The organism is Streptomyces sp. NPDC005393, assembly GCF_040606675.1.
Classification (GTDB): Bacteria; Actinomycetota; Actinomycetes; order Streptomycetales; family Streptomycetaceae; genus Streptomyces.
Map to the genome: position 1 here is coordinate 1 of NZ_JBEXFG010000070.1, position 25,894 is coordinate 25,894.

At 70.6% G+C, this 25,894-nt stretch carries 27 protein-coding genes and 1 pseudogene; 17 read left to right on the forward strand and 11 right to left on the reverse strand.

The window, feature by feature from the left end:
* The first annotated feature begins 322 nt into the window (after positions 1-322).
* Both ABZS71_RS33015 and ABZS71_RS33020 read left to right on the forward strand, forming a co-directional pair.
* Positions 323-2,017 (forward strand): phospho-sugar mutase, encoded by a 1,695-nt coding sequence (locus ABZS71_RS33015; protein ID WP_356215968.1) that lies wholly within the window; start codon positions 323-325, stop codon positions 2,015-2,017.
* 219 nt (positions 2,018-2,236) lie between these two features.
* Positions 2,237-3,412 carry a hypothetical protein gene (locus ABZS71_RS33020; RefSeq protein WP_356216019.1) on the forward strand — a complete coding sequence of 392 codons (1,176 nt, stop codon included), beginning with the start codon at positions 2,237-2,239 and terminating at the stop codon, positions 3,410-3,412.
* Positions 3,413-3,459: 47 nt separating this feature from the next.
* Here ABZS71_RS33020 and ABZS71_RS33025 read toward each other — a convergent pair whose 3' ends face one another.
* Positions 3,460-4,137 carry a PH domain-containing protein gene (locus ABZS71_RS33025; RefSeq protein ID WP_355860071.1) on the reverse strand — a complete coding sequence of 226 codons (678 nt, stop codon included), beginning with the start codon at positions 4,135-4,137 and terminating at the stop codon, positions 3,460-3,462.
* A gap of 90 nt (positions 4,138-4,227) precedes the next feature.
* Here ABZS71_RS33025 and deoC point away from each other — a divergent pair, with 90 nt between their 5' ends.
* From deoC to ABZS71_RS33040, 3 genes are read left to right on the forward strand one after another with little or no spacing between them, the layout of a single operon-like run.
* Positions 4,228-5,232: a deoxyribose-phosphate aldolase gene (gene deoC, locus ABZS71_RS33030; protein WP_355860073.1), complete on the forward strand. Its 1,005-nt coding sequence runs from the start codon at positions 4,228-4,230 to the stop codon at positions 5,230-5,232.
* 7 nt (positions 5,233-5,239) lie between these two features.
* Positions 5,240-6,685 (forward strand): aldehyde dehydrogenase family protein, encoded by a 1,446-nt coding sequence (locus ABZS71_RS33035; RefSeq protein WP_356215972.1) that lies wholly within the window; start codon positions 5,240-5,242, stop codon positions 6,683-6,685.
* On the forward strand, positions 6,678-7,541 hold the full coding sequence (locus ABZS71_RS33040; RefSeq protein WP_356215975.1) for an aldehyde dehydrogenase family protein: 864 nt from the start codon (positions 6,678-6,680) through the stop codon (positions 7,539-7,541). Before ABZS71_RS33035 ends, ABZS71_RS33040 begins: the two co-directional genes overlap by 8 nt.
* An 84-nt stretch (positions 7,542-7,625) precedes the next feature.
* On the opposite strand, the gene ABZS71_RS33045 is transcribed toward ABZS71_RS33040, so the two are convergent.
* Positions 7,626-7,769, reverse strand: a complete 144-nt coding sequence (locus tag ABZS71_RS33045; RefSeq protein WP_356215977.1) for a hypothetical protein — start codon at positions 7,767-7,769, stop codon at positions 7,626-7,628.
* A gap of 166 nt (positions 7,770-7,935) precedes the next feature.
* On the opposite strand from ABZS71_RS33045, the gene ABZS71_RS33050 reads away from it, so the two are divergent.
* Together ABZS71_RS33050 and ABZS71_RS33055 are read left to right on the forward strand one after the other, a co-directional pair.
* Positions 7,936-8,400 (forward strand): DHHA1 domain-containing protein, encoded by a 465-nt coding sequence (locus ABZS71_RS33050; RefSeq protein WP_356215980.1) that lies wholly within the window; start codon positions 7,936-7,938, stop codon positions 8,398-8,400.
* Positions 8,401-8,512: 112 nt separating this feature from the next.
* Positions 8,513-9,160: an ATP-binding protein gene (locus ABZS71_RS33055; RefSeq protein ID WP_356215983.1), complete on the forward strand. Its 648-nt coding sequence runs from the start codon at positions 8,513-8,515 to the stop codon at positions 9,158-9,160.
* A gap of 188 nt (positions 9,161-9,348) precedes the next feature.
* Here ABZS71_RS33055 and ABZS71_RS33060 read toward each other — a convergent pair whose 3' ends face one another.
* Positions 9,349-10,119, reverse strand: coding sequence for a SigE family RNA polymerase sigma factor (locus tag ABZS71_RS33060; RefSeq protein ID WP_356215986.1), 771 nt, complete (start codon positions 10,117-10,119; stop codon positions 9,349-9,351).
* Between the two features lie 197 nt (positions 10,120-10,316).
* Here ABZS71_RS33060 and afsQ1 point away from each other — a divergent pair, with 197 nt between their 5' ends.
* From afsQ1 to ABZS71_RS33085, 5 genes are all read left to right on the forward strand, one after another.
* The gene (gene afsQ1, locus ABZS71_RS33065) at positions 10,317-10,994 is read left to right on the forward strand and encodes a two-component system response regulator AfsQ1 (protein ID WP_355860087.1); all 678 of its coding nucleotides are present in this window, start codon (positions 10,317-10,319) and stop codon (positions 10,992-10,994) included.
* Positions 10,995-11,109: 115 nt separating this feature from the next.
* Positions 11,110-12,576 carry a HAMP domain-containing sensor histidine kinase gene (locus ABZS71_RS33070; protein WP_355860103.1) on the forward strand — a complete coding sequence of 489 codons (1,467 nt, stop codon included), beginning with the start codon at positions 11,110-11,112 and terminating at the stop codon, positions 12,574-12,576.
* A gap of 95 nt (positions 12,577-12,671) precedes the next feature.
* Positions 12,672-13,364: a hypothetical protein gene (locus tag ABZS71_RS33075; RefSeq protein ID WP_356215989.1), complete on the forward strand. Its 693-nt coding sequence runs from the start codon at positions 12,672-12,674 to the stop codon at positions 13,362-13,364.
* A 135-nt stretch (positions 13,365-13,499) separates the two neighbouring features.
* The gene (locus ABZS71_RS33080) at positions 13,500-14,075 is read left to right on the forward strand and encodes a VanZ family protein (protein ID WP_355860091.1); all 576 of its coding nucleotides are present in this window, start codon (positions 13,500-13,502) and stop codon (positions 14,073-14,075) included.
* Positions 14,076-14,181: 106 nt separating this feature from the next.
* Positions 14,182-14,385 (forward strand): PspC domain-containing protein, encoded by a 204-nt coding sequence (locus ABZS71_RS33085; RefSeq protein WP_355860093.1) that lies wholly within the window; start codon positions 14,182-14,184, stop codon positions 14,383-14,385.
* A 1-nt stretch (position 14,386) separates the two neighbouring features.
* On the opposite strand, the gene ABZS71_RS33090 is transcribed toward ABZS71_RS33085, so the two are convergent.
* The 3 genes from ABZS71_RS33090 to ABZS71_RS33100 all read right to left on the reverse strand — a co-directional run bounded on the left by ABZS71_RS33090 (position 14,387) and on the right by ABZS71_RS33100 (position 16,810).
* Positions 14,387-15,097, reverse strand: a complete 711-nt coding sequence (locus ABZS71_RS33090) for a hypothetical protein (protein ID WP_356215992.1) — start codon at positions 15,095-15,097, stop codon at positions 14,387-14,389.
* Positions 15,098-15,236: 139 nt separating this feature from the next.
* Positions 15,237-15,518: an ATP-binding protein gene (locus ABZS71_RS33095; RefSeq protein WP_356215995.1), complete on the reverse strand. Its 282-nt coding sequence runs from the start codon at positions 15,516-15,518 to the stop codon at positions 15,237-15,239.
* A 125-nt stretch (positions 15,519-15,643) separates the two neighbouring features.
* Positions 15,644-16,810 (reverse strand): adenosine deaminase, encoded by a 1,167-nt coding sequence (locus tag ABZS71_RS33100; RefSeq protein ID WP_356215998.1) that lies wholly within the window; start codon positions 16,808-16,810, stop codon positions 15,644-15,646.
* A gap of 115 nt (positions 16,811-16,925) precedes the next feature.
* On the opposite strand from ABZS71_RS33100, the gene ABZS71_RS33105 reads away from it, so the two are divergent.
* Entirely contained in the window at positions 16,926-17,690 is a 765-nt protein-coding gene (locus tag ABZS71_RS33105) for an alpha/beta hydrolase (RefSeq protein WP_356216001.1), read from the forward strand.
* A 233-nt stretch (positions 17,691-17,923) separates the two neighbouring features.
* Here ABZS71_RS33105 and ABZS71_RS33110 read toward each other — a convergent pair.
* Together ABZS71_RS33110 and ABZS71_RS33115 are read right to left on the reverse strand one after the other, a co-directional pair.
* Positions 17,924-18,018, reverse strand: a pseudogene (locus tag ABZS71_RS33110) (IS481 family transposase); the annotation flags it as partial.
* Between the two features lie 117 nt (positions 18,019-18,135).
* Positions 18,136-19,119 carry a LysR family transcriptional regulator gene (locus ABZS71_RS33115; protein ID WP_356216004.1) on the reverse strand — a complete coding sequence of 328 codons (984 nt, stop codon included), beginning with the start codon at positions 19,117-19,119 and terminating at the stop codon, positions 18,136-18,138.
* Between the two features lie 62 nt (positions 19,120-19,181).
* Here ABZS71_RS33115 and ABZS71_RS33120 point away from each other — a divergent pair, with 62 nt between their 5' ends.
* Together ABZS71_RS33120 and ABZS71_RS33125 are read left to right on the forward strand one after the other, a co-directional pair.
* Positions 19,182-20,522, forward strand: a complete 1,341-nt coding sequence (locus tag ABZS71_RS33120; protein WP_356216007.1) for an MFS transporter — start codon at positions 19,182-19,184, stop codon at positions 20,520-20,522.
* A 261-nt stretch (positions 20,523-20,783) separates the two neighbouring features.
* Positions 20,784-21,629, forward strand: coding sequence for a hypothetical protein (locus tag ABZS71_RS33125; protein WP_355856270.1), 846 nt, complete (start codon positions 20,784-20,786; stop codon positions 21,627-21,629).
* 78 nt (positions 21,630-21,707) lie between these two features.
* Here ABZS71_RS33125 and ABZS71_RS33130 read toward each other — a convergent pair whose 3' ends face one another.
* Both ABZS71_RS33130 and ABZS71_RS33135 read right to left on the reverse strand, forming a co-directional pair.
* The gene (locus ABZS71_RS33130) at positions 21,708-22,337 is read right to left on the reverse strand and encodes a protein kinase family protein (RefSeq protein WP_355856273.1); all 630 of its coding nucleotides are present in this window, start codon (positions 22,335-22,337) and stop codon (positions 21,708-21,710) included.
* Positions 22,338-22,620: 283 nt separating this feature from the next.
* Positions 22,621-23,064 (reverse strand): hypothetical protein, encoded by a 444-nt coding sequence (locus tag ABZS71_RS33135; RefSeq protein WP_355856276.1) that lies wholly within the window; start codon positions 23,062-23,064, stop codon positions 22,621-22,623.
* A gap of 150 nt (positions 23,065-23,214) precedes the next feature.
* On the opposite strand from ABZS71_RS33135, the gene ABZS71_RS33140 reads away from it, so the two are divergent.
* Positions 23,215-24,366: a transcriptional regulator gene (locus ABZS71_RS33140; RefSeq protein ID WP_356216010.1), complete on the forward strand. Its 1,152-nt coding sequence runs from the start codon at positions 23,215-23,217 to the stop codon at positions 24,364-24,366.
* A 158-nt stretch (positions 24,367-24,524) separates the two neighbouring features.
* On the opposite strand, the gene ABZS71_RS33145 is transcribed toward ABZS71_RS33140, so the two are convergent.
* Positions 24,525-25,028, reverse strand: coding sequence for a GNAT family N-acetyltransferase (locus tag ABZS71_RS33145; RefSeq protein ID WP_356216013.1), 504 nt, complete (start codon positions 25,026-25,028; stop codon positions 24,525-24,527).
* A 207-nt stretch (positions 25,029-25,235) separates the two neighbouring features.
* Between ABZS71_RS33145 and ABZS71_RS33150 the strand changes: the two genes are divergently transcribed.
* On the forward strand, positions 25,236-25,894 hold a 659-nt coding region (locus tag ABZS71_RS33150; RefSeq protein WP_356216016.1), incomplete at its 3' end, for a transposase.

The following is a 25,894-nucleotide window of genomic DNA, read 5'->3' on the forward strand; positions in this document are numbered from 1 at the left end:
GGGTGGGGGTCCTGGACGCTGACGTGTATTTGTGGCGCCAATCTCCGGCCAACCCAACGCCTCCGAGCACCGGCGCCGTAAATATACGGTCCAGGCCCCCCGCCCCGGAGGCCCCGCACCCACACCCCAAACGCACCCCCGGCGCACCCACCCGCACCCGCACCCGCACCCGCACCCCAAACGCACTCCCGACGCACCCACCCGCACCCCCACCGCACCCGCAACGCACCCCCGCGCCCCACCCCCCGCACCCGACCACCACCCGACCACCACCCGACCACCACCCGACAGCGGACCCCCAGCCACCCCCCAGGAGGCCACCATGGAGCCCGACCTCATCGCCCAGGCCCGCGCCTGGCTCGCCGAGGACCCCGACCCCGACACCCGCGACGAGCTCCGCGCGCTGCTCGAGGCCGAGGCACTCGATGAGCTCGCCGAGCGGTTCTCCGGCACCCTCCAGTTCGGCACCGCCGGCCTCCGCGGTGAGCTCGGCGCCGGCCCCATGCGGATGAACCGCGCCGTCGTCATCCGCGCCGCCGCCGGCCTCGCCGCCTACCTCCGCAAGGACGAACGGGCACCGGGCAGCCTCGTCGTCATCGGCTACGACGCCCGCTACAAGAGCGCCGACTTCGCCCGCGACACCGCCGCCGTCATGACCGGGGCCGGCTTCCGCGCCGCCCTGCTCCCGCGGCCCCTCCCCACCCCGGTTCTCGCGTTCGCCGTCCGCCACCTCGGCGCCGTCGCCGGCATCGAGGTCACGGCGAGCCACAATCCGCCCCGCGACAACGGCTACAAGGTCTACCTCGGCGACGGCTCCCAGATCGTTCCGCCCGCCGACGTCGGCATCGCCGCCGAGATCGCGGCGATCGGCAGCCTGAACGACGTCCCCCGCCCGGACACCGGCTGGGAGACCCTGGACGAGGGCATTCTCGACGCTTACCTCGCCCGCACCGACGCCGTCCTTACCCCCGGCTCGCCGCGCAACGCCCGCGTCGTCTACACCCCGCTGCACGGCGTCGGCCGCGACACCCTCACCGCCGCCTTCGCCCGCGCCGGCTTCCCGCCCCCCACGGTGGTCGCCGAGCAGGCCGAGCCGGACCCGGCTTTCCCGACGGTCGCGTTCCCCAACCCGGAGGAGCCGGGGGCGATGGACCTGGCGTTCGCGACCGCCCGCGAGACGGCACGAGTCGGCGGCGGCGGCGACGACGGCGGCAGCGGCAGCGTGGACATCATCATCGCCAACGACCCGGACGCCGACCGCTGCGCGGTCGCCGTACCCACAGCCGACGGACAGTGGCGCATGCTCCGCGGGGACGAGGTCGGGGCCCTCCTCGCCACCCACCTCGTCCACAAACGCGCCCGCGGCACGTTCGCGACGACGATCGTCTCCTCGTCCCTCCTCTCCCGGATCGCGGGCGACGCCCGCCTGCCGTACGAGGAGACGCTGACCGGCTTCAAGTGGCTGGCACGGGTCGACGGGCTGCGCTACGCCTACGAGGAGGCGCTCGGCTACTGCGTGGACCCGGGCGGCGTACTCGACAAGGACGGCATCACGGCGGCGCTGCTGGTCGCCGAGCTGACGTCCGAGCTCAAGGAGCAGGGCCGCACCCTCTCCGACCTCCTGGACGACATCGCCGTCGCCCACGGTCTGCACGCCACCGACCAGCTGTCCGTGCGCGTCGAGGACCTGTCCCTGATCGGCACGGCGATGAAGCGGCTGCGCGAACAGCCGCCGACCGCGCTCGCGGGCCTGGCGGTCACGTCAACGGAGGACCTGTCGCGGGGCACCGAAACCCTCCCCCCGACGGACGGCCTGCGCTACTACCTCTCCGGCGACGGAACCGTCCGCTCGGCCCGCGTGATCGTCCGCCCGAGCGGCACCGAGCCGAAGCTGAAGTGCTACCTGGAGGTGGTGGTCGACGTCCCCGGGGCGGACGTGCTCACCACGGCCCGTACGACGGCGGACACGGTGCTGTCCGCGCTCAAGACGGACCTTTCAGCGACGGCGGGAATCTAAACCCGGAACACCACGGCCGCACGCACGGGTGAATCACCTACTGCACCCGTCGCAGCCGCCCACGGCGCTCGCTCCCGGGCCGGGACACGCTGGTCATCTGAGTCCTCTCGCCCGGGAGTTGCCGCAGTGTCACCGAACGCGTCCTTGGCAGCAGCAACACCGCCCCCAGAAGAATCAGCCACCCCGGCCTCCACCCCAGCACCCCCACAACGGTCGCCGCTGCGCCACGCCGCGCCGGCCATCCTCGGCTACGCCGCCGTCCGCCTCCTCGGCATCGCCGTGCTCACCAAGTGGGCGCATGTCAAGGGCCACGGGGTCTGGCCACAGTTGGCCAACCAGTGGGACTCCAGGTGGTACCTGGGCATCGCCGACCAGGGCTACGACGATGTCCTGACGGGCGCCCACCCCCACAACAACCTGGCCTTCTTCCCGCTCTACCCAATGCTCGTGAAGGCGGTCGCGGCGGTCACACCGGGCTCCCGCGCGAGCGTCGGCCTGCTGCTCTCGCTCGCCGCGTCGCTCATCGCCGCGTGGGGGATCTTCGCGGTGGGCGACCGGCTGTACGGCCGCCGGGTCGGGGTGATCGTCGCGGTGCTGTGGGGGGCGACGCCCGTGGCGATCGTCCAATCGATGGGCTATACGGAGTCGCTGTTCACGGCGCTGGCGGCGTGGTCGCTGTACGCCGTGCTGACGGAGCGCTGGGTGTGGGCGGGGTGGCTGTCGATCCTCGCCGGGCTCACCCGGCCGACCGGTGTCGCGGTCGCCGCGGCGGTCTCGATCGCGGCGGTGGCCGCGCTCATCGCCCACAGACGCGGCACGAACAGCGGCAAGAACAGCGGCACGAACCCCGGCGAGAACCAAAACAGCGGCGGAGACCCACAGCCCACCGCACACCCCGCCCGCATCGCCCTGGGCGCCCTCCTGGCGCCCCTCGGCTGGCTCGGCTACCTCGTCTGGGTGGGCCACCGCCTGGGCCGCTGGGACGGCTATCTCGCCGTCCAGCGGGCCTGGACGAACGAGTGGGACGGCGGCGCGGACACCCTGCGCAACCTCCGCTGGATCCTCGCCTATGAGCCGCGTCCGCAGATGTTCCTGATCGTCGTCTCGCTCTGTCTGATCGCGGCGCCGGTGCTCTATCTGCGCTCGCTCGCCGCGCGGCAGCCGCTGCCGCTCCTCGTCTTCACCGGGGTGCTGCTGCTGATCGTGCTGGGCAGCGGCGGTGTCTTCTTTCCGCGCGCCCGCTTTCTGCTGCCCGGATTCCCGCTGCTGCTGCCGGCCGCCGTGGCGATCGCGCGGGCCACCGCGCGGACGAGGGCGCTGGTGCTGGGCGGGGTGGTGCTGTCGTCGGCGTATCTGGGCGCCTATATGGCGCTGGTCTGGCCGAGCGCGCCGTAGGCCCCGGACCTCAGCAGAGCCCGACACGCCCAGAGACTCAGCAGACCTCAGCCGATCGCCAGCATGACCACCAACAGCACCGCACCGGCCAGTGTCGGGGCGATGACCTCGAACGCCCACCGCACCTCGGGGGCGCCCTGTGCGCCCTCCCGCCCGGCGTTGGTCTCGGCGAGCTCGCGCAGATCGCCGACCGCCGCGTCGGACGCGGCCCGCCGGTCCCCGTCGGTGTCGACCGCGACCTGCGTGGACGTGCGGCCGAAGGGGTCCTCGGTGGCCGACCGGGCCTGCCGCCGCGCGGCGCGCTTGCGCTGCCGCAGCGAGACCGGGATCGCCCACAGCTGGTATTTCGCCCCGGCCGCGAGCACCTCGCTGGTGTAGCCGGCGCGCAGTCCGTCGACCGAGGCCCAGGGCAGTGTGATCGTGCGGAAGGGGTTGCGTACGAGCAGCCGGTCCGCGCCCGCGTACACCGCCGGGCGCACTGTGAAGGCGATCACCACCGGCACCGCGAACAGCAGCCCGGCCAGCGCCAGCCAGGGGGTCCGGCCCTCGCCCCGGATGATCGCGTCGATGCCGAGCCAGGCGCCGATCGCGAGCAGCAGCACACCGCCCGCGATCCCGCCCGGGGAGCGGTAGACGCGGTCGGAGAACGTGTTCTCCTGGTCTGGTGTGCGCTCAGGCTCCTTGTCGGGCCGGTGCGGGGAGGCTGAGTCGTCCGGGCTCGTCATGAGGCCGATTCTGCACCACGCCTCCGGTGAAGGATTCCGCGACCGGGGGATGACAGCTACTACGCGCGTAGATATGCTCGTCTGGTGACCATGCCCACCACAGTTCCCGCATACGGCAAAGAGGCCGCGGAGCGACTCGCGTCGATGGCTGACGTGACCGCCACCGATGGCGCGCTGCGCCGCTTCCTGCACGGCCTGCCGGGCGTCGACGCGGTCGGCCTGCAGGCCCGAGCCGCGACCCTCGGCACTCGCTCGATCAAGACCACGGCGAAGGCGTACGCCATCGACCTGGCGATCTCCATGATCGACCTGACGACCCTGGAAGGCGCGGACACCCCGGGCAAGGTCCGGGCGCTGTGCGCCAAGGGCGTCCACCCCGACCCCACCGACCGCACGGTCCCCAAGGTCGCGGCGATCTGCGTCTACGGCGACATGGTGGCCACCGCCAAGGAGGCCCTCGCCGGCAGCGGCGGCTCCGGCATCCACGTCGCGGCCGTCGCGACCGCCTTCCCCTCCGGCCGGGCCGCGCTCCCCGTGAAGCTGGCCGACACCCGTGACGCCGTGGCCGCCGGGGCCGACGAGATCGACATGGTGATCGACCGCGGCGCCTTCCTCTCCGGGCGCTATCTGCAGGTCTTCGAGGAGATCCGGCAGGTGAAGGAGGCGTGCGTCCGCGAGGACGGCAGCGCGGCCCATCTGAAGGTCATCTTCGAGACCGGTGAGCTGCAGACGTACGACAATGTGCGCCGCGCGTCCTGGCTGGCGATGCTCGCGGGCGCCGACTTCATCAAGACGTCCACGGGAAAGGTGGCCGTCAACGCGACCCCGCCCGTCACCCTCGTCCTGCTGGAGGCGGTCCGCGACTTCCGCGCCACGACCGGGGTGCAGGTGGGGGTGAAGCCCGCGGGTGGCATCCGCACCTCGAAGGACGCGATCAAGTACCTGGTGATGGTCAACGAGACGGTGGGCGAGGAGTGGCTGTCCGCGGACTGGTTCCGCTTCGGCGCCTCCAGCCTGCTCAACGATCTGCTGATGCAGCGCCAGAAGCTGAGCACCGGCCGGTACTCCGGTCCCGACTACGTGACGGTGGACTGAGACTGCCATGACTCCCACGACGAACCCTTTCGCGTACGCGCCCGCGCCCGAGTCCCGCGCGGTCGTCGACATCGCGCCGTCCTACGGGCTGTTCATCAACGGCGAGTTCGGCGAGGCGGCCGACGGCAAGGTCTTCAAGACCGTCTCCCCCGCCACCGAAGAGGTCCTCTCGGAGGTCGCGCAGGCCAGCGCCGACGATGTGGACCGGGCGGTCAAGGCCGCCCGTAAGGCCTTCGAGAGCTGGTCCGCGCTGCCCGGCTCGGAGCGGGCGAAGTACCTCTTCCGGATCGCCCGGATCATCCAGGAGCGCTCGCGTGAGCTGGCGGTGCTGGAGTCGCTGGACAACGGCAAGCCGATCCGCGAGTCCCGTGACGCCGACCTCCCGCTGGTCGCCGCGCACTTCTTCTACTACGCGGGCTGGGCCGACAAGCTGGCGTACGCGGGCTACGGATCCAACCCCCGGCCGCTGGGCGTCGCGGGCCAGATCATCCCGTGGAACTTCCCGCTGCTGATGCTCGCGTGGAAGATCGCCCCGGCGCTGGCCGCGGGCAATACGGTCGTGCTCAAGCCCGCCGAGACCACCCCGCTGTCCGCGCTCTTCTTCGCGGACATCTGCCGCCAGGCGGGGCTCCCCAAGGGCGTCGTCAACATCATCACCGGTGACGGTTCGCCCGGCGCCGAGCTGGTCGCCCACCCGGGCATCGACAAGGTGGCCTTCACCGGCTCGACCGAGGTCGGCAAGGCGATCGCCCGTACCGTCGCGGGCACGGACAAGAAGGTCACCCTGGAGCTGGGCGGGAAGGCCGCGAACATCGTCTTCGACGACGCGCCCCTCGACCAGGCGGTCGAGGGGATCATCGGCGGGATCTTCTTCAACCAGGGCCATGTCTGCTGCGCGGGCTCCCGCCTCCTGGTGCAGGAGTCGATCCAGGACGAGCTGCTGGACGCGCTCAAGCGCCGGATGCGCACCCTGCGGGTCGGGGACCCGCTGGACAAGAACACCGACATCGGCGCCATCAACTCCGCCGAGCAGCTCGCCCGTATCCGCGCGCTGGCCGACGCGGGTGAGGCCGAGGGCGCCGAGCGCTGGGCGCCGGAGTGCGAACTGCCCAGCTCCGGCTACTGGTTCGTGCCGACCCTGTTCACCGGGGTCACCCAGGCCCATCGGATCGCCCGCGAGGAGATCTTCGGCCCGGTGCTGTCCGTGCTGACGTTCCGTACCCCCGAGGAGGCCGTGGCCAAGGCGAACAACACGCCGTACGGGCTGTCGGCGGGGATCTGGACGGAGAAGGGCTCGCGGATCCTGTGGATGGCGAGCAAGCTCCGGGCCGGTGTGGTGTGGTCCAACACGTTCAACAAGTTCGATCCCGCCTCGCCCTTCGGTGGCTACAAGGAGTCGGGTTACGGCCGCGAGGGCGGCCGCCACGGCCTGGAGGCGTACCTCGATGTCTGATGCGCGTTTGAGTGTCCTGAAGACCTACAAGCTGTTCGTCGGGGGCAAGTTCCCCCGGTCCGAGAGCGGGCGGGTGTACGAGGTGACCGACTCCAAGGGCACATGGCTCGCGAACGCTCCCCTGGCCTCCCGCAAGGACGCCCGGGACGCGGTCGTCGCCGCCCGTAAGGCATTCGGCGGCTGGTCCGGTGCCACCGCCTACAACCGCGGCCAGATCCTCTACCGCGTCGCGGAGATGCTGGAAGGCCGCCGCGAGCAGTTCATCCGCGAGGTCACCGACGGCGAAGGGGTGAGCAAGGCCAAGGCCACCGCCCAGGTGGACGCGGCGATCGACCGCTGGGTCTGGTACGCGGGCTGGTCCGACAAGGTCGCCCAGATCGTCGGCTCGGCGAACCCCGTCGCGGGCCCGTACTTCAACCTCTCCACCCCCGAGCCGACGGGTGTGGTGGCCCTTCTGGCACCGCAGGAGCCGTCGTTCCTGGGCCTGGTCTCGGTGATCGCCCCGGCGATCGTCACCGGTAATACGGCCGTTGTCGTCGCCGGCGAGCGGGCTCCCCTCCCCGCCCTCTCCCTGGCCGAGGTGCTGGCCACCTCCGATCTGCCCGGCGGTGTCGTCAACATCCTCTCCGGCAGGACGGCGGAGATCGCCGCCCCGCTCGCCGCCCATCAGGACGTCAACGCGATCGATCTCGCCGGCGCGGGCCCGGAGTCGGCGGTCGAGCTGGAGACCGCCGCCGCGGAGAACCTCAAGCGCGTCATCCGTCCACAGCCTGTGGACTGGTCCGCCGACCCCGGCACCGGCCGTCTGCTCTCCTTCCTGGAGACGAAGACGGTGTGGCATCCCATGGGCGCGTGAGGCATGGCCTCCTCGCCCATGCGCACATGAGCGAGGGGGCCGCCGTCGAGGCCGTAGCACAGAGCGGCGTGTTCGCGTGTCCGGTCATCCCGGCTGCGGGGCGAGGTGGACGGCGAAGACGCCGAGGGCTTCCTTCTCGGGCGGGCAGATGTCACGGCAGGCGGCCGGCAGTTGGTCGCGGGTCATGCCCGGTTCGCCGATCGCCCTGTTGTTCTCGGCCTCCGGCATCGCCCAGGGTTGCCATGACGACGGAGTGGAGGATGTGGGTGGCCGAGTCCGACCGCATCAGGCCCTTGCGCCGGCCGCCGTCCACCACCGCCTTGCCGCTGTCGCCGGTGTGGAGTTCACCTGACGTAGGGCGCCGTGGCCGGTGAAGGCTTCGACACGGCGGAGGTTGGAGCCGATCGAGGACTCGCTGAGCAGGCGGAAGGCGCCGACCCGGGACCAGCTGTCCCAACTGCGGGCCGAGGAACTGCGGCACAAGGCCGACCACCTCGCCGGCCAGGCCCGGCCCACCGGCCAGGGCCATCTGGTCACCCAGCGCGTCACCGGCATCGCCCCGGACGAACTGCGCGGCCTTGCAGCCGACACCCTCCGGCGTGTCCAGCCTGGCCCGGCCGTCGTGCTCCTCGGAGCCGAACACAAAGGCAAGGCCCTCCTCGCCGCCGCCGTCTCGTCCGACCTGCACCAGGGCGGCACCGAGGCCAGCCGGATCCTCACCGACGCGGCCCGCACCGTCGGCGGCGGCTCCGGCGGCCTCGGCCCCATCGCCAGCGCCGGCGGACGCCGCACCGAAGCCCTCGTACAGGCCCGGAACACCGCGGCGGCGGAAGCCTCGCGCCTCCTCACGCACCGCTGATCATCCGGAATGGCTGAGCCTGCCGCACCCTGGGGCGGTGAACGAGAGCACCGCCTTGTGGACCCGACCCGGCGAGGTCAGGGAGCGGGGTGATGCCTCACACTGGTGTTCCGTGACCATCCATCCCGCACCCGCTCGCGTCGTCCTGCTCTCCGGCCCCTCCGGCTCGGGAAAGTCGTCCCTCGCGGCCCGCACCGGGCTGCCCGTGCTGAACCTCGACGACTTCTACAAGGAGGGTGAGGACCCCACGCTCCCCCAGCTCGCGGGAGGCGGGGGCACCGACTGGGACTCGCCGCTGTCGTGGGACGCGGACGCGGCGGTCGCGGCGATCGACGCGCTGGGCCGTACGTCACGTACGACCGTGCCGGTGTACGACATCGCCTCCAGCTCGCGCGTCGGCGAGGAACCGCTGGACATCGGCCGTACGCCGCTGTTCATCGCCGAGGGGATCTTCGCGGCCGACATCATCGGGCGCTGCGCCGAGCTGGGCGTGCTCGCGGACGCGATCTGTCTGCGCGGCCGGCCCTCCACCACCTTCCGGCGGCGGCTGCTGCGCGATCTGCGGGAGGGGCGTAAGTCGGCACCGTATCTGCTGCGCCGCGGCTGGCGGTTGATGCGTGCGGAGCGCGGGATCGTGGCCCGGCAGACGGCGCTGGGGGCGTACGCCTGCGGCAGGGACGCGGCGCTGGAACGGATAGCCGCCGCGTCGGCGGGCCGCTGCGCGTCGCATGAACCGTCGCCTACCGCGACCATCGCTTGAGCAACCCCCACGGCGAGCGACCAGGTCCGCGAGAGCGGCGCCGGCCCAGGCGCACAAAGGTATGAGACCGGACAGACCCCCCGACTGTCCGGTCTCACACCTCGTTCCCCCGTACTTACTTCCCCCGTTTTCCCCCGATCCCTTGCACTTCCCCCGTGTTCCCCCCGCCTCCGGTCACCCCGTCGCCGTCAGGCGACCAGTTCGCCGAAGGACTCTTCCTCGTCACGGCCGAAGCTGAGGGCCTCGTCCTCGCGCAGCCGGCGCAGTGAGCGCCAGATGCTGCTTTTGACCGTTCCGACACTGATGTTGAGTATGTCCGCGATTTCCGGGTCTGTCCGGCCCTCGTAGTAGCGCAGCACCAGCATCGTGCGCTGCAGCTCGGGGAGCCGGGCCAGGGCCTGCCACAGCACGGCGCGCAGCTCGGTGCCGCGCATCGCGTCGTGGTCGCCCGCCGTCTCCGGCAGCTCCTCCGTCGGGTACTCGTTGAGCTTGCGCCGGCGCCAGGCGCTGATGTGCAGGTTGGTCATGGTGCGCCGCAGATAGCCGCCGACCGCCGCCTTGTCGCTGATCCGGTCCCAGGCCCGGTAGGTCGAGAACAGCGCGCTCTGCAGCAGGTCCTCGGCCTCGAACCGGTCGCCGGTCAGGTGGTAGGCGGTTGCGTACAGGGAGGCGCGGCGCTCCTGGACGTAGGCGGTGAACTCCGCTTCCGAGCCAGTACGCCGCTCCCCCTCGGCCTCCCTGTACGAGCCTCCCCCGGTTCCCCCGTTCCCCCTGAGGCCGTTGCCGGCCCCCTCGGCCCCCGGGTTCGCGTCAATGGCCACCATGTAAGGCGGCCGCTGACGCCCGGTGCCGCTAGCGCACCCCCGCCCGCTCACGGCACCGGACTTCTCGTTGCTCCGACCGGCGTCGTGAAGGCGCGTGCGAACTGCGCTGGTGTTGGTGAAGTGCAGTGTGCTCATCTCGCGCCCCCCGTCGGTGGTGCCTGGTCGGTTCGCTGCCGGCTGCCCCGGCCGGTGTTCCGCCTGGTGCACAGAAGACTTTGCCGGGCCAGTTTCATGGCGGTGTCTGCCGACTGTCACAGCCTCGTCACAGGGGATAGGGCTGATAAACCCCCGACGGTCGAACTACAGGCCCCTTGTAGGCCAGAATGACCAACGTGCCTTTCCTGTTGCTGATCGAGGACGACGACGCCATCCGCACGGCCCTCGAACTCTCTCTGTCCCGCCAGGGCCACCGTGTGGCGACGGCGGCGACGGGTGAGGACGGCCTGAAACTGCTGCGCGAGCAGCGGCCGGATCTGATCGTGCTGGATGTGATGCTGCCCGGGATCGACGGCTTCGAGGTGTGCCGCCGTATCCGGCGCACCGACCAGCTGCCGATCATCCTGCTGACCGCGCGCAGCGACGATATCGACGTCGTCGTGGGCCTGGAGTCGGGGGCGGACGACTATGTGGTCAAGCCCGTGCAGGGCCGGGTGCTGGACGCCCGGATCCGCGCGGTGCTGCGCCGTGGCGAGCGGGAGGCCAACGATTCCGCGGCCTTCGGCAGTCTGGTGATCGACCGGGCGGCCATGACGGTGACCAAGAACGGGGAGGACTTGCAGCTCACCCCCACCGAACTACGGCTGCTGCTGGAGCTGAGCCGGCGGCCGGGGCAGGCGCTGTCGCGGCAGCAGCTGCTGCGGCTGGTGTGGGAGCACGACTATCTCGGGGACTCGCGGCTGGTCGACGCATGCGTACAGCGGCTGCGCGCGAAGGTGGAGGACGTGCCTTCGTCACCGACCTTGATCCGTACGGTCCGCGGCGTGGGCTACCGGCTGGACGCGCCGCAATGAGGTGCGTCCACGGGGGCGGAGAAGTGCGGAGTTGAGCGCAGTGAGCGAAGAGCCCGGTCGCGCCCGGGGCTGGGCCGCGGGGCTCCTGCGGTGGCTGAGTCTGAGGCTGCGGCTGATGCTCGTCTTCGGTCTGGTGGCCCTGACCGCCGCCGTGTCCGCGTCGGCCATCGCGTACTGGCTGAATCGTGACGCGGTGCTGACCCGTACCCAGGACGCGGCGCTGGACGAGTTCCGCAAGTCGCTGAAGGAAGACACCGACCCGCTGCCCCCGATACCCACATGTCCCGAATTGCAGGACGCCGCGGACCGCATGGCGGACAGCACCCAGAAGTACGAGGTGTTGCTGATCTCCCGGACGCGGGGCGGGGGGACCTGTGTGGCGGCCTCGGCCGAGGATCTGTTCACGCCGAAGGTGGTGCCCAGGACGCTGCGCCACGCGGTGGATCAGAGGCGCTCGGTCGGGGACGGGAACACGGCCCCGTACCACCTCTACTGGCAGCGGATCACGCTGGACGGCACCCCGTATCTGGTCGGCGGGGCGAAGGTCAACGGGGGCGGGCCGACCGGCTATCTGCTCAAGTCCCTGGACACCGAGCGCCAGGATCTGAACTCCCTGGCCTGGTCGCTGGGGATCGCCACCGCGCTCGCGCTGATCGGCTCCGCGCTGCTCGCGCAGGCCGCCGCGGCCACCGTGCTGCGGCCGGTGCAGCGGCTCGGCGAGGCGGCGCACCGGCTGGGCGAGGGGCATCTCGACACCCGGCTCCAGGTCTCCGGCTCCGATGAGCTGGCCAATCTCTCCCACACCTTCAACCGGGCCGCGGAGCGGCTGCAGAAGCGGGTGGCGGAGCTGTCCGCGCGGGAGGCGTCCAGCCGGCGGTTCGTCGCGGACATGTCGCATGAGCTGCGTACGCCGCTCACCGCGATCACGGCCGTCTCAGAGGTGCTGGAGGAGGAGGCCGACTCGCTCGATCCGATGATCGCCCCGGCGGTGCAGCTGGTGGTGAGCGAGACCCGGCGGCTGAACGACCTGGTGGAGAACCTGATGGAGGTGACCCGCTTCGACGCGGGCACGGCCCGGCTGGTGCTCGACGACGTCGATGTCGCGGACCAGGTGACCGCCTGCATCGACGCGCGGGCCTGGCTGGACGCGGTGGAGCTGGACGCGGCGCGCGGCATCGTGGCCCGGCTGGATCCGCGGCGGCTGGATGTCATCCTGGCCAATCTCGTCGGGAACGCGCTCAAGCACGGCGGCTCGCCGGTGCGGGTCTCGGTGCGCACCGAGGGCGACGAGCTGCTGATCAAGGTGCGGGACCACGGTCCTGGCATCCCGGAGGACGTGCTGCCGCATGTCTTCGACCGCTTCTACAAGGCGAGCGCCTCCCGCCCCCGCTCGGAGGGCAGCGGGCTGGGTCTGTCGATCGCGATGGAGAACGCCCATATCCACGGCGGGGACATCAGCGCGGCGAACTCCCCGGACGGCGGGGCCGTCTTCACGCTGCGGTTGCCGATGGACGCCTCGCGGCTCGCCTCGGGCGAGGACGGGGACGAGGACGGCGGCAAGAACGAGGAGGGCACCCCATGAGCGCGCGAGTGAGCCGAAGGGGCGCGCCGCTGTTGAAAGGGAGAGCGCGCGGGGGCCGCGAGGGCTCCCATCGATATGCGGCTACCGCCGCGCGAGTGGCCGAGCACGGTCGACCGTCGACCGGGGGTCCCCCCAGCCGAAGGCAGGGGGAGGCTGAAGCGCCCCGGAGGCGGACCGAGTCCGGCTGGACCCGGACGGCCGCTTGCCTGCTGACCGGCGCGGTCGCGCTGCTGGCGGCCGGATGCGGCATCCGCGCCACCTCGGTGCCGGTGGACGCCGGGGCCGCGCCCTCGCGCGCGTCCTGCCAGGCGCCGGAGTCCGGGCGGTCCGCCGAGGGGGCGGGCCGGGTCTCCGTACGGATCTATCTGCTGTGCACCTCGCGGATCCTCTCGGTGAGCCGCAGCGCACGGCTGACGGACGAGAAGGCGCCGCCGGAGCCGGTGCAGGTGGCCCGCGCGCTGCTGGAGCAGCTGGAGCAGCCGCCCACGGCGGAGGAGGCGGCGGCCGGGTTCTCCACGGCGGTGGAGGACTGGGTGGCGGTCTCCGGCCCGGCCAAGGACGGTCCGGACCGGGCGTTGCGGCTGAACCGGCCGCCCGAGGAGCTGCAATCCTTGGCGCTCGCGCAGATCGTCTGCACCTTCGCGGACACCACGGTCGCCGACGAGGACCACCAGGTGATGCTCGGTGGCCCGGACAGCGAACGGGACCCGCTCAAGCGCTATGCCTGCACGGAGGAGATGCGCCGCCATCCCGAGACCGCGGTCGACTCCGGGGTCCTGGTGTCCTGATCTGTTGCCCGTGTGTCCTGATCTGTTACCGGCCGGCTCTTCTGCGCCCCTGGTCGGCGACCTTCTCGGTAACAAGGTGCTGACCAGCGGAGTGCGGCCGGAACCGCGACCCCCGCGCGCGACGTCCTCTCTGGCGTGCAGGGTCGTTTCGGCCGCAGAGCCGCCTTCCGCTACCGCGCCGCGGGCTTCGTCCTCCTCGTCGCACACCTTTCGTTCGTCTGCTGGCTGATCCTGCGCCCCGTGAGCGTGCCCTGGGTATCGGCCGCGACCCTGGAGCCGCTGGCCACCATCCGCGCGGATCTGGCGCTCAGCCCCTGGGCGGCCGTCCGCTCGATCGGAGGCGGACTGCTGCTGCTCGCGCCGCTGGGGGTGCTGCTGCCGCTGGCGGGCGGCCGGATCGAGGTGTATCCCCTCGCCTCCCTGGTCCGGACGGCCTTCACCGGGGCGATGGCGTCCCTGGTGGTCGCGCTGGGGCGCAGCGAGGTGACCGGGCAGATCCTCAACCTGGACGCGCTGCTGCTGAACACACTCGGGGTCGCGCTCGCGCATGTGCTGGTGGTGCCCGCCGTACGGGCGTGGCTCCGCCGCCGGGCGGACCGGGGGCGGGCCGCCGCCCTCCCCCGGGACGAGGGCATCCAGACCGTGACCCCGACGATTCCCAGGGTCGGGATCGCACCGTGGAGCGACGCCTCGTCCGGTTCGCGCACCTAACGTCGAGGTATCGGGAAGAGCTTCCCGGGTAGCCGGTCACAGAGCCCGTACCAGGCACGATGCCGACGGTACGCAGCCGAGGGCACGACGACGAGGAGTCACCATCATGGCCGCCCCATTGGTCCGCCCCCGCCACAACAAGATGATCGCCGGTGTGTGCGCCGGTCTCGCCCGGCGCTTCGGGACGAGCCCGAAGACGATGCGGGTGATCTTCCTGGTCTCGTGTCTGCTGCCGGGGCCGCAGTGCCTGCTCTACATCGCGCTGTGGATCCTGCTTCCGGCGGAGGACGGCTACCGCGAGGCCTGGTGACTCAGCCCTTGGTCTTCGACAGCTTCTCCAGCTGCTTGTCGATGACGGGGCGGGACGGCGGGAAGTCGGTGAACCGTTTGAGGTCCACGCCCGCGAAGAAGGCGATGGTCGGGCCGGACCGTACGACCACGAAGTTCAGCGGGATCTTCGTGCCCTGGGACAGGGCGGTCATCCGGTACGCCAGGATGTCGTCGCCCGCGCGCGGGGTTTGGCGTGACCGCACCTCGCGGTAGCTGACGGTCTGGCCGCTGAGGGTGGTGGCGAATCCTCCGGAGCACGCCGCCACAGCGGTCCTGAGATCGCGCATGAACGATTTCGCGCCCGCCGTGCCGTAGGTGCTGAGCCCGGCCGTGATGCCCTTGTACGGGGTCTTCAGGCTGTTCACCCCGCGACGCACGGTCTCCTTCGCGCCGGGGCTCGGCTTGTCGCCGGTGGAGTCGGCGAGCGGCTGGCACGTGGCCTCGCGGGCCTTCGGCTGGCCGCTGGCCCAGTTCTCGGCCTTGCGGGTGGTGATCCTGTAGCCCTTCAGATCGCCCTGGGCCAGCGCGGCCCGCTCCAGCCGGGACGCGGCCTCGGTGGACCGCGCGCTCCGGTCCGCGGACGGGGTGGCCTTGCCGTCCCCGCCGGAGTCCGAACCGCCGCCGCAGGAGGTGGCCAGCACCAGAACGGGTGTGGCCAGCAGGGCCGTCAGGCCGGTCGCGCTTACCCGCATAGGAGGACTCCCACCGTCGGCTGCCCGTGCGCCGCGGCGCCGGTGCGCCGCGGCATCTCGGCGTGATCCTGGCATACGGAACGGCCGGGCCGCACACCCTCTCCGGATGTGCGGCCCGGCCCTGTGCCGAAGCGGAGGATCAGCCCAGCTTCATGAGGCCGCCGGGCAGGTTGCCGAGGGGGAGCCCGCCCAGCAGGCCCTGGGGCTTGGGGGCCGAGGGATTGACGGCGGGCTTCCCGGGGAGCTGCGGGGTGGGGGCGCCGCTGCTCGCGGAGTCGCCGCTGCTCGCGGAGCCGCCGGGGACCGGGGAGCCGCCGGGGACCGGGGCGCTGCTGACCGCGGACGCGGTGCCGCCTCCGGCAATGATGGCGACAGTACCGAGGGCAATGACACCGAGGGTCTTGATGGTTCCCTGCTTCATCAGAAATCTGTCCTTGAGACGGGGGGCTTGACCGATACGGAAACGTAGCCATGGATTTCGACTGCCCGCAAACACGGGAAATCGACTCCCGAAGATCGGTCGAGCCCTTTGCCCCGTCCGTACGATCAGCTGTTTTTGGCGGCAGAATCCCTGGTCACAGCCGACGTGGAGGCCACCTGCCGGAACAGCCATTCGGACCTCAATTCAGCATACCCAGGCTTGATCACGTCATTGATCATCGCAAGACGTTCACCAAAAGGAATGAAGGATGATTTCATGGCATTGACCGTGAACCATTGCATGTCGTCCAGCGTGTAGTGGAACGTTGATACAAGATGCTGGAATTCAGCACTCATACTCGTACCACTCATCAGTCGGTTGTCCGTATTAACGGTGGCACGGAAATGCAGCCGGCGCAGCAGCCCGATGGGGTGCTCGGCGTAGGAACTGGCCGCGCCCGTCTGAAGGTTGGAGGTCGGGCACAGCTCCAGCGGAATGCGCTTGTCCCGGACGTACGAGGCGAGCCGGCCGAGCGTGATACCGCCGTCGTCCGCCACCTCGATGTCGTCGATGATGCGGACCCCATGGCCGAGCCGGTCGGCCCCGCACCACTGGAGCGCCTGCCAGATCGACGGCAGTCCGAAGGCTTCGCCCGCGTGGATCGTGAAGTGGTTGTTCTCCCGCTTCAGATACTCGAAGGCGTCCAGATGGCGGGTGGGCGGGAAGCCCGCCTCGGCGCCCGCGATGTCGAACCCGGCCACGCCGAGGTCGCGATAGCGGTTGGCGAGCTCGGCGATCTCCAGCGCGCGGGCCGCGTGACGCATCGCGGTGAGCAGGGCGCCGACCCGGATCCGGTGGCCGTTCTCCCGCGCCCGCCGCTCGCCCTCGCGGAAGCCCTCGTTGACCGCCTCGACCACCTGCTCCAGGGTGAGCCCGTGGGTCAGATGCTGCTCCGGGGCGTAGCGGATCTCCGCGTAGACGACGCCGTCCTCGGCGAGGTCCTCGACGGCTTCGGCGGCGACCCGGACCAGCGCGTCCCGGGTCTGCATGACGGCACAGGTGTGCGAGAAGGTCTCCAGATAGCGCTCCAGCGACCCGGAGTCGGCCGCCTCACGGAACCAGAGGCCGAGCTTGTCCGGTTCGCTCTCCGGCAGCGCGTCGTACCCCGTCTCCCGGGCGAGGTCGATGATCGTGCCGGGGCGCAGCCCGCCGTCGAGGTGGTCGTGCAGCAGCACCTTGGGCGCGCGGCGGATCTGTTCGGGGCTGGGTTGGTGGGTGTGCTCGCTCGTCATCTGCGCACCATAGCCCCTACGCGCGTAGATGTGGCGAGATGGATCGCGGGATAGATACGCAACAGTGACCCGCAGGGGTAGTGGAGTACACCACTCCTTCTGCGATCGTTTTGCCATGGCTCAGCAAGCGTTGCCCGAACGGGGCGCACGGCTGGGGCGGCCGATGGGCGCGGCCGCCGCGCGAGAGACCGTACACGGTGTGGTGTTGCTGCTGCCCGGGGCGGATCCCGCCGGAACCCGGCGGCCCTCCCGGCTGTCCGCCGCGGCGGTACTGCCGCTCGCCCGGCGCATGGTCCGGGCGGGCCGGAGCGAGGGGCTGACCGCCCATGTCGTCCACTACCGGTGCCGCGGCTGGAACGGGGCCTCCGCCGACCCCGCCACCGACGCCGGATGGGCGGCGGAGGAGGTCGTACGCCGCTACGGCGACATCCCGATCTGCCTCGCGGGCCACGGCATGGGCGCCCGCGCCGCCCTCCGCGCCGCCGGCCACCCGGCCGTCAGCTCGGTGGTGGCGCTCGCGCCATGGCTGCCGGAACCGGATACGGAGCCCGCGCCCGAACCGGTGAAACAGCTGGTGGGGCGGAAGGTGTTGATCGCCCACGGCACGAACGACGAGCGGACCGACCCCGATCTGTCGTACCGGCTGGCGGAGCGGGCGAAGAAGGTCAACCGGGATGTGTGCCGCTTCGAGGTGCACACGGACGGCCACGGTCTCCACCAACACCGCTCCGAGGTCCAGGCCTTGGCCATCGACTTCCTCCTCGGCTCCCTCTTCGCCTCGGGCTACTCCCGCCCGGTGGCCGACGCCCTGGCGGCTCCGCCGCCGCTGGGCCTGCGGATGCCGCTGGCGGCGGGCTTCGGCGCCAACCTACGGCGCTGAGCGGACTTTTTGGGCGCCGACCCCGCCGTTGCGGCTCTGCCGCGTGGTGGGCCCGGTGTGGTGCGGGTGCGCCTCGGTGTGCGGGTGCGCCTGCGGCGAGCCGGTCCCCCGACCCGCCCCTTACCGAAACCTGGGGCTCCCCGGACCCCGGACCCCCCGCCGGACCCCCGCCGGTGCTCCGCCCCGGACCCCGTTCGGGGGCTCCGCCCCCAGGCCCCCGCTCCGCCCGAAGGGCGTTCGGCGGCCCGCCGCAGCGGCCAGCCGTCGTCCACGACGCAGCGGGCCAGACGCAGACGCCCGGTGGTCAGGGTGCGTTACGGTGCGGCATGAGGGCCTCTCTGGTCGCCGGTGCAGATCTCGCCATCCACACCGAGCCAGAAGGCCCTCACCCATTTCAAGATCACTCAACCATGGCGTCCGTCACCAACCTCAGTGGACAGAACACCTAGTCCAGGAGTTGGCCCCGGCGGCTCAGGAGAAACCGCTTGAAGGCCGCCACGGGGGGCGTGTCGTCGTGACCCTCCAGCCAGGCGACGCCGATCTCCCGGACGGCGCGGGGCGAGGTGACCGTGAGTTCGGCTACGCCGGGGCGGGGGACGGCGGGAGGTGGGAGGAGGGCTACGCCCAGGCCGGCGGCGACGAGGCCACGGATGGTTTCGGCCTCCTCGCCCTCGAAGGCGATCTTCGGGGTGAAGCCCGCCTCGGCGCACAGCGTGTCGGTGATGCGGCGCAGGCCGTAGCCCGGTTCGAGGGTGACGAAGAGCTCGGAGGCGGCCTCGGCGAGGCGGACGCGGCGGCGGCCGGCGAGGCGGTGGTCGTCGGGGACGACCAGCCGGAGCCGCTGTTCGTCGAGGCGGCGGGCGACGAGGTCGGGGGCGTCGGGGACGGGCGAGGTCAGGCAGAGGTCGAGGCCGCCCGCCCGCAGCCGTTCGATCATCGCCTCGCCGTAGTTCTGGACGAGTTGGAAGCGCACGCGCGGATGGTCGACGCGGAAAGCGCGGATCAACTCGGGTACGGTCTCGGACCCGAGGGTGTGGAGGAAGCCGAACGAGACCCGCCCCGCCGCCGGATCCGCGTCGGCCCGTACGGACTCGGCGGCCCGGTCGACCTCGGCGAGGGCCCGTTCGACGGAGCGCAGAAACGTATGGCCCGCCGGGGTGAGCGCGACGGTGCGGCCGCGGCGGGCGAAGAGGGCGACACCCAGGTCCTCCTCCAGCCGGACCATGGCGCGGCTGAGCGTCGACTGGGGCACCCCGAGCTCCTGCGCGGCCCGGGTGACGTGCTCGTGGCGGGCGACGGCGGCGAACTGGGCGAGGCGCGGCGTCAGCGCCGCGGCCCACGACTCGGCCTCGATATCAGCCGTCACCGGAATGTCGTTTTCGTAACTGATGCGTGACACAGACGACCCTGACCTCTGCTCATGCGGCACTGCATCGATTATCTCGATTCTGTGCATTGGACGCATCAGCGGAGGATACATACGGTCGAACCATGCCTGCTGCAGATACCGGGGCGTCCACGGAAACCTCATCCGTCGACGCCTCCGCCTCCGCATCCTCCGTCCCCGTCCCCGTCCCCGTCCCCGTCCCCGTCCCCGAGCAGCTGAGCCCCGGGCGGCCCGGTTACCTCCGGATGCGGCTCGCCCTCTTCACCGCCGGGCTGGCGACCTTCGCCCTGCTCTACTCGACCCAGGCGCTGCTGCCCGCGATCTCGGACGATCTGCACGTCCAGCCGGATCAGGCCAGTTGGAGCGTATCCGCGGCCACCTTCGGACTGGCGCTGGCGGTGCTGCCGTTGAGCGCGCTGTCCGAGCGGTTCGGGCGGCGCGCGATGATGACCGGCTCGCTCACGGTCGCGGTGGCGATCGCCCTCCTGGTGCCGTACGCCCCCGATCTGAACTGGCTGATCGGGCTGCGCGCGGTCCAGGGCGCGGCGCTCGCCGGTATCCCGGCCTCCGCGATGGCGTATCTCTCGGAAGAGGTGCAGCCCAAGGCGCTGGTCGGCGCGATCGGGCTGTTCGTGGCCGGCAACAGCGTCGGCGGGATGAGCGGCCGGATCATCACCGGCTGGGTGGCCGACGGCTGGGGCTGGCGGATGGCGCTGGCCGCGGTCGGCGCGATGGCGCTGCTGTGCGCGGTCGCCTTCCGGCTGCTGCTGCCCAAGGCCCGGCACTTCACCCCGGCCGCGGTGAGCCCGCGGGCGCTGGCCCGTACCGTCGCGGGGCATCTGTCCGATCCGCTGCTGTGCCGGCTGTACGCGATCGGCGCGCTGTTCATGACGGTCTTCGGCGGGGTGTACACGGTCATCGGCTACCGCCTGGTGGCCCAGCCGTTCGGGCTTTCGCAGAGCATGATCGGCTCGATCTTCCTGATCTACCTGGTCGGCACGGTCTCCTCGGCGGCCACCGGCAAGCTGGTCGGCCGGCTGGGCCGGCGCGGCGCGCTGTACGTGGCCGTGTCCACGACGGCGGCCGGGCTGCTGCTGAGCCTCCTCGACTCGATCGCCGCGGTGCTGCTCGGCCTGGTGCTGATCACCGCGGGCTTCTTCGCGGGCCACGCGGCGGCGTCCTCGGCGGTGAGCCGTACGGCCAAGACCGGGCGCGCCCAGGCCGCGGCGCTCTACCAGGCCTCGTACTACATCGGCAGCAGCGCGGGCGGCACGCTCGGCGCGCTCGCCTTCCACGCGGCGGGCTGGAGCGGCACGGTCCTGCTGGGCCTCGCGGCCGTCGCCGGGGCGGCGTCGGTCACGCTGTACGCGACGCGCAAGGCGAAGGCCGAGCGGTGCGCGGAGTCCGCGCGGCGGGAGCTGCGCGGGGTGCCCGCCCGCGCGTAACGCCTCGCCGCGAGCCCGTACGTACGACCCGTACGACCCGCACGACCCGCACAAGCCCGAAGGGGCCGCCCTGCCACTGTCCGGCGGGGCGGCCCCTTCGCCCGTCCCCGGCGGGCGCGTAAAGGCCAAGTGGGCGGCGTCAGCGGTTCGTTAGCGGCGCGTTAATGGAACGGCAGCCGTCATCGGCAGGCTGAGTATCAGACCGAGCGAGCACCTCGCCGGCGCTACTCCACTCCACTGTTGACAAAGAAGGTTCTTCCCATGCGTGCCATCCGCTCCCGCGTCCGTACGTTCGCCAGCGCCGGTCTGCTCGTGTCCGCGGCTCTGCTGGCCACCGCCTGCCAGCCGTCCGACGCCGCCGACTCGGGATCCGGCAAGTCGTCGTCCTCCGCCCCGGCCGCCCCCGGCAAGGCCGCCAACAGCAAGGCCACCAACGGCACCTTCGTCGGCGCCCTGACCTACGTCGCACCCGGCAAGTACTCCGTGAAGAACAAGATGTTCTACGTGGCCGAGGACACCCAGATCCTCGGCGCCGGGACCATCTGCGGCAGCGCCCAGGGCCAGTCCACCACCAAGTGCACCTTCGACCAGCTGGACAAGGCGGTCAAGAAGGGCGGCGTCACGGCCGAGGTCAAGGTCACCAAGGGCATCGCCGACCGCATCGTGGAAGACCCGTCGGCGGGGTCGTCGGGCGGGACGGGCGGGTCGTCGAACGGCTCGACGGGCGGCTCATCGGGCGGCTCGTCCAACGGCGGCGGCTCCAAGGGCTCCACGGGCGGCACCTCGAACGGCGGCTCGTCCAACGGCGGCACCTCGAACGGCGGGGCCTCAAACGGTGGCTCCTCCAACGGCAAGGCCACCAATGGCACGTTCTCGGGCGCCCTGACCTACCTCGCGCCCGGCAAGTACATCGTCCAGAACAAGGCGTTCTTCGTCGCCGACGACACCGAGATCGTGGGCGCCGGCACCATCTGCGGCGACCCCGAGGGCCAGACGTCCAACGACTGCACCTTCGACCAACTCGACGCGGCGGTCAAGAAGGGCGGCGTCCACGCGGACGTCACCGTCGTCAAGGGCATCGCCACCCGCATCGCCGAACAGCCCTGAGCCAACGCCCCAGGCACGCCCGAAGGGGGCGTCACGCCGCAGCCCGGCGCGACGGCCCCCTTCGGGCGTTTGCGCCATTCAGCAGGCGCTCCGCAGCTCCGCGCAGACTTCGGCGCTGGTCGGGCGGTGGGATGGTTCGGGGCTCAGCATGGCGTCAATAAGCTTGCCCAGCACCCCGGGCACGTCCACCGGCCGATGCGGACCCTCCACGATGGCTCGCCGCTGATCCTTACGGCTCGCGTCATCGGGATACGCCACATGCCGCAGCCCGGTAGCGCTGATGAAGAGCGTCGCACCCAGAGCGTAGACGTCCGCTGCCATCGTCGGTGTGGCCGTACCGGTCTCCAGCACGCTTCGGGAGATCTCCGGGGATTCGTAGTGGACGAGACAGCCTCGATAGGCGAAGTCGTACGCAGTGGGGATGTCCCCGCCATGCGCCAAGGCGAGATCGATGAGAGCCGTTCCCTCGGAGCTGACGATCAAATGGGCAGGCTGAATGTCCCCGTGCGCCCACCCCGTGGCGTGCAAGACGGCTACGGCTTCCGCGCACGACAGAGCTTCACCGAGGTCGGGCGAGGACGAGGCTTCATCGGAGCGGTGCGGCTGCCACAGGTCGTACAGGCTCTCGCCCTGGTGCCAGGGCTGGACGTTCCAGGTGCCGTGTTCCCAATCGCCATAGCTGACATCGTCCCTGTGGAGGCGCTGCAAGATCGCACCCTCACGGGCGGGCGCCAGGGCAGTCCAGGCGTGCGTCACGCTTGGATACCCGAGTTTGGCGGCATACCTCCCTCGGTCTGTCGCCACATCCCAAACGGTTGATCCGCGACGGTTCAGCACGCGCCGCATTGATGTCGGCGCGAGCGTGTCGAGTACGCCGCCGGGCAATTCGTATGGCCCCGTATGGGTCACCGCGCCAATCCTCCCAGTGGCGGGACCGGCCCTCTGCGAGAACCGATCCCGCTTCACGTCATCGACCGGAGGTTACAGGTGTTCAGCTGACCCTGTAGTCCCGTCCGCAATCCGAGTCGCACTGTGCGGCCGACTCCCCGTCCACGGTCCACAGGTCATCGAGAACCATGAAGCCCGCCGCTTTCATGGCACGTGCCGTAGTCGTGACGGCTTCCAGAGTGCGTCCGCAAGCGCCGGGGGCCGGGTTGTGGTGCAGAAAGCGCCCGGCGTGCTGATCGCAGAACTCGCCGTACGCCTTCGTGTGCAGGATGAAGGCGTGCAGGCCCATGTCCACGTCATCGGACGGCACCATCGGCACGGTGGCGGTGGCCACAGTCGCGAGGAACGCAACCGCCTGGTCGGCGATACGTTCCGCGCGCGCCGAGGTCTGCCCGTTGTGGGTGACCACGAAGTGAGTGAGGCTGCTGAACAGCTCTTCGCTCACCAGTGACCGGCCGGTTCGCTGGTCGCTCGCTAATGCTGTCATCGCTGTGTTCCTTCCTTGGTTGGCTTGGTGCACTGCACTTGCCGACCCGCCCCGACCCTGTTGCGAACGATCGAGGCGTGGCCGTACCGCCCGCCAGAACGGCCTGCAAAGGCCTGGCAAGCGGAGTCATGGGAACGGCGCCTGCTCATCTTGGAAGCGCTGACACGCAAGCTGCATCGGCCGATCACGCACGTGGAGGCGGGATTCCCTGTGACTGCCGATGATTCGAACGCCCGCCCGAGTACGGTGGAAGGGCTGGTCGACCTCGGGAGGCAGGATATGGACCCCTCACGTCGCAGCATCCTCGGCATGAGTCTCTTCTCCGTCGCGGTGACCGTGCCCAACTGGCCCGATGTAGTGGGTCGATTAGAGGCCGCCCAGACCGGCCGGACGCGGCGTATCGGGGTGAATGACGTCAACACGGTCATAGCCATGACCGAGCGCATCTCGGAGCTTGACGACCAGTTCGGCGGTCGCCACGCACGCCCGATGGCCGCCGCGTTTCTCGTTAACACCGTGACCCCCTACCTCAGTGCCGACGCCCCGGAACCGGTCCGTAAGGCGATGATTTCAGCCGCGTCCGACCTCTGCTATCTCAAGGGATACATGGCAGTGGATGAAGGGCTGCAGGGCCTGGCTCAGCAGTACTACCTCAAGGCGCTGGAACTGGCCGGGGCGGCGGACGACCATCTGACGTATTGCACGACGCTGCGCGGGATGAGCGTGCAGGCGGTTGATCTGGGTCATGGGCACACGGCCATGCGGTTGGCTGACTCAGCGGCTGCGGCATCTCCACAGGCAGGGCCGCGCATGAGGGCGTTTCTCGCAGGGCAGCAGGCGCATTCGGCGGCTCAGCTCGGCGACCGAGCCAACGCACTGCGGTATCTCGCCGAGGCGGAATCAGCCATGGAAAAGGCCGAGTCCAGAGAGAAGGCTTTCGGTTCCTACGACCCCTCATCCCTGCATTACCACATCAGCCATGTGCGACATGAACTCGGCGATTTACCGGGGGCGGTGGAGGCCATGCAGGAATCCGACCGCCTGTGTTACGACGTCTATCGACGGTCACGGGTGAAGGAGCGCCTCACCCTGGCCGAGTTCCAGATGGGACTCGGCCACCTGGAGGCGGCCTGCGCCACATGGCACGAGGCGCTGGACGAGTACGCCTTGGTGCAAAGCGGCCGGGTCGATCAACGCATCCGCACCATGTTCGGGCTGATCCAACCCCACCTCAAGAACACGACGGCACGGGAACTTCACGAGCGCGCTCGCACCGTTGCGCCGGCCTCAGTAGCCACTTGACCCAGGCCCAATCCGCTTACCCGCACCCGGTGGATGTGGGACACCCGTACGCGGCACATGTGCCGATCCGGCGTCCCGGTCCACCGCTGAGCGGCGACCGATCGGCCAAAGTCACCGGTATTGGACCCCAGGCCGGACGCGGACGGTAACGATGAACCTCAGGGGGTGTCCAGGCTCGCCGACAGATTCTTTGCCAGGACGATGCTGTCGTAGTTGATGACGCCCCACTGCCACGTCCCGATCGGCGTGTATCGGCGTCGGCGGTACCAGGCAAGGAGGTCATCCGCCGCCGCGGAAGTGTCGATGACGGCGTGCGACGAGCCGAGCGTAGCGATCCTGGCCTCTGCCAGCGTCAAGAGCCGGTGTTCCAGCCCGCTTCCCCGCTGTGACGGATCCACGGCCAACTGCCAAAAGGACCCCTTCCCCTCGGGTGCGGGGTATCCGGTGGGCGTGGTGTGAGGGACTGACACGGTGCCCGTCCCGACCAGTTCGTCACCTTTGGTGGCGACCCAGCACTCGCCCTTGCTCAGTCTGTGTCGGGTGTCCTGTGGAGACTGGTAGGAGGCGAAGAAGACCCGCCCGGCTGCGGCGTGGTCCGCGTACGCACGGTGAAGGAGGAAGGTCAGCTCCTCGACCGAGTCGCCGTCGTGAAATCGCCTCATCTGGACCCGATCCCCGCGTACCTGTCCGTTTCGAATGAATGCTCATCGGGGCCTTCCTTCGTGGATACCCCGGCCTTCAGGCCGGGGAGGAAACGAAGCTCCTGCGGAGCAGGGCAAGGAAAGCCGGTTCGCCGCCAGGGCGGACCGGCGTACACCGTCCACCGACCGACACCCTGTACTCACACGGAATCTGATACGGTGTGAGGTGTGACGCAGCAGGTCAAGCGGGCGTTCAAGTACCGCTTTTACCCCACGGACGAGCAGGCAGCCGAGCTGTCTCGCACGTTCGGCTGCGTCCGCCTCGTGTACAACAAGGCGCTGGAGGACCGCACCCGGGCTTGGTACGGCGAGCAGCGCCGGGTCTCCTACGTGCAGTCGTCGGCCGCGCTCACGGAGTGGAAGAAGGCCGATGAGCTGGCCTTTCTGACGGAGGTGTCCTCCGTCCCGCTCCAGCAGGCGCTCCGCCATCTTCAGACGGCGTTCGGGAACTTCTTCGCCAAGCGTGCGAAGTACCCCCGGTACAAGAGCCGGAAGAAGTCCCGAGCGTCGGCCGAGTACACCCGCAGCGCCTTCAAGTGGCGCGACGGGCAACTGACTTTGGCCAAGATGGCGGAGCCGCTGGACATCCGCTGGTCGCGTCCGCTCCCTGAAGGAGCGGAGCCGACGACTGCGACCGTCTCCCGCGACAGCGCCGGACGCTGGTTCGTCTCGATGCTCCTCGAAGACACCATCGTCCCCGCCCCCGCCACCGACGCGGCGATCGGCCTGGATGCCGGGATCACCTCCCTGGTGACCCTGTCCACCGGGGAGAAGATCGCCAACCCCCGGCACGAGCGGCGTGACCGGGCCCGTCTCGCCCGCGCTCA

Excerpts from the sequence above, each read along its gene's own strand:
- ABZS71_RS33025 (WP_355860071.1), bottom strand. The coding sequence starts at position 4,137 with ATGACGAGCCCGGACGACTCAGCCTCCCCGCACCGGCCCGACAAGGAG.
- deoC (WP_355860073.1), top strand. The coding sequence starts at position 4,228 with ATGCCCACCACAGTTCCCGCATACGGCAAAGAGGCCGCGGAGCGACTC.
- ABZS71_RS33085 (WP_355860093.1), top strand. The coding sequence starts at position 14,182 with ATGGCCGCCCCATTGGTCCGCCCCCGCCACAACAAGATGATCGCCGGT.
- ABZS71_RS33070 (WP_355860103.1), top strand. The coding sequence starts at position 11,110 with ATGCTCGTCTTCGGTCTGGTGGCCCTGACCGCCGCCGTGTCCGCGTCG.
- ABZS71_RS33145 (WP_356216013.1), bottom strand. The coding sequence starts at position 25,028 with ATGAGGCGATTTCACGACGGCGACTCGGTCGAGGAGCTGACCTTCCTC.
- ABZS71_RS33040 (WP_356215975.1), top strand. The coding sequence starts at position 6,678 with ATGTCTGATGCGCGTTTGAGTGTCCTGAAGACCTACAAGCTGTTCGTC.
- ABZS71_RS33060 (WP_356215986.1), bottom strand. The coding sequence starts at position 10,119 with ATGAGCACACTGCACTTCACCAACACCAGCGCAGTTCGCACGCGCCTT.
- ABZS71_RS33035 (WP_356215972.1), top strand. The coding sequence starts at position 5,240 with ATGACTCCCACGACGAACCCTTTCGCGTACGCGCCCGCGCCCGAGTCC.
- ABZS71_RS33045 (WP_356215977.1), bottom strand. The coding sequence starts at position 7,769 with ATGCCGGAGGCCGAGAACAACAGGGCGATCGGCGAACCGGGCATGACC.
- ABZS71_RS33125 (WP_355856270.1), top strand. The coding sequence starts at position 20,784 with ATGCGTGCCATCCGCTCCCGCGTCCGTACGTTCGCCAGCGCCGGTCTG.
- ABZS71_RS33120 (WP_356216007.1), top strand. The coding sequence starts at position 19,182 with ATGCCTGCTGCAGATACCGGGGCGTCCACGGAAACCTCATCCGTCGAC.
- ABZS71_RS33100 (WP_356215998.1), bottom strand. The coding sequence starts at position 16,810 with ATGACGAGCGAGCACACCCACCAACCCAGCCCCGAACAGATCCGCCGC.
- ABZS71_RS33135 (WP_355856276.1), bottom strand. The coding sequence starts at position 23,064 with ATGACAGCATTAGCGAGCGACCAGCGAACCGGCCGGTCACTGGTGAGC.
- ABZS71_RS33090 (WP_356215992.1), bottom strand. The coding sequence starts at position 15,097 with ATGCGGGTAAGCGCGACCGGCCTGACGGCCCTGCTGGCCACACCCGTT.
- ABZS71_RS33015 (WP_356215968.1), top strand. The coding sequence starts at position 323 with ATGGAGCCCGACCTCATCGCCCAGGCCCGCGCCTGGCTCGCCGAGGAC.
- ABZS71_RS33095 (WP_356215995.1), bottom strand. The coding sequence starts at position 15,518 with ATGAAGCAGGGAACCATCAAGACCCTCGGTGTCATTGCCCTCGGTACT.
- ABZS71_RS33105 (WP_356216001.1), top strand. The coding sequence starts at position 16,926 with ATGGCTCAGCAAGCGTTGCCCGAACGGGGCGCACGGCTGGGGCGGCCG.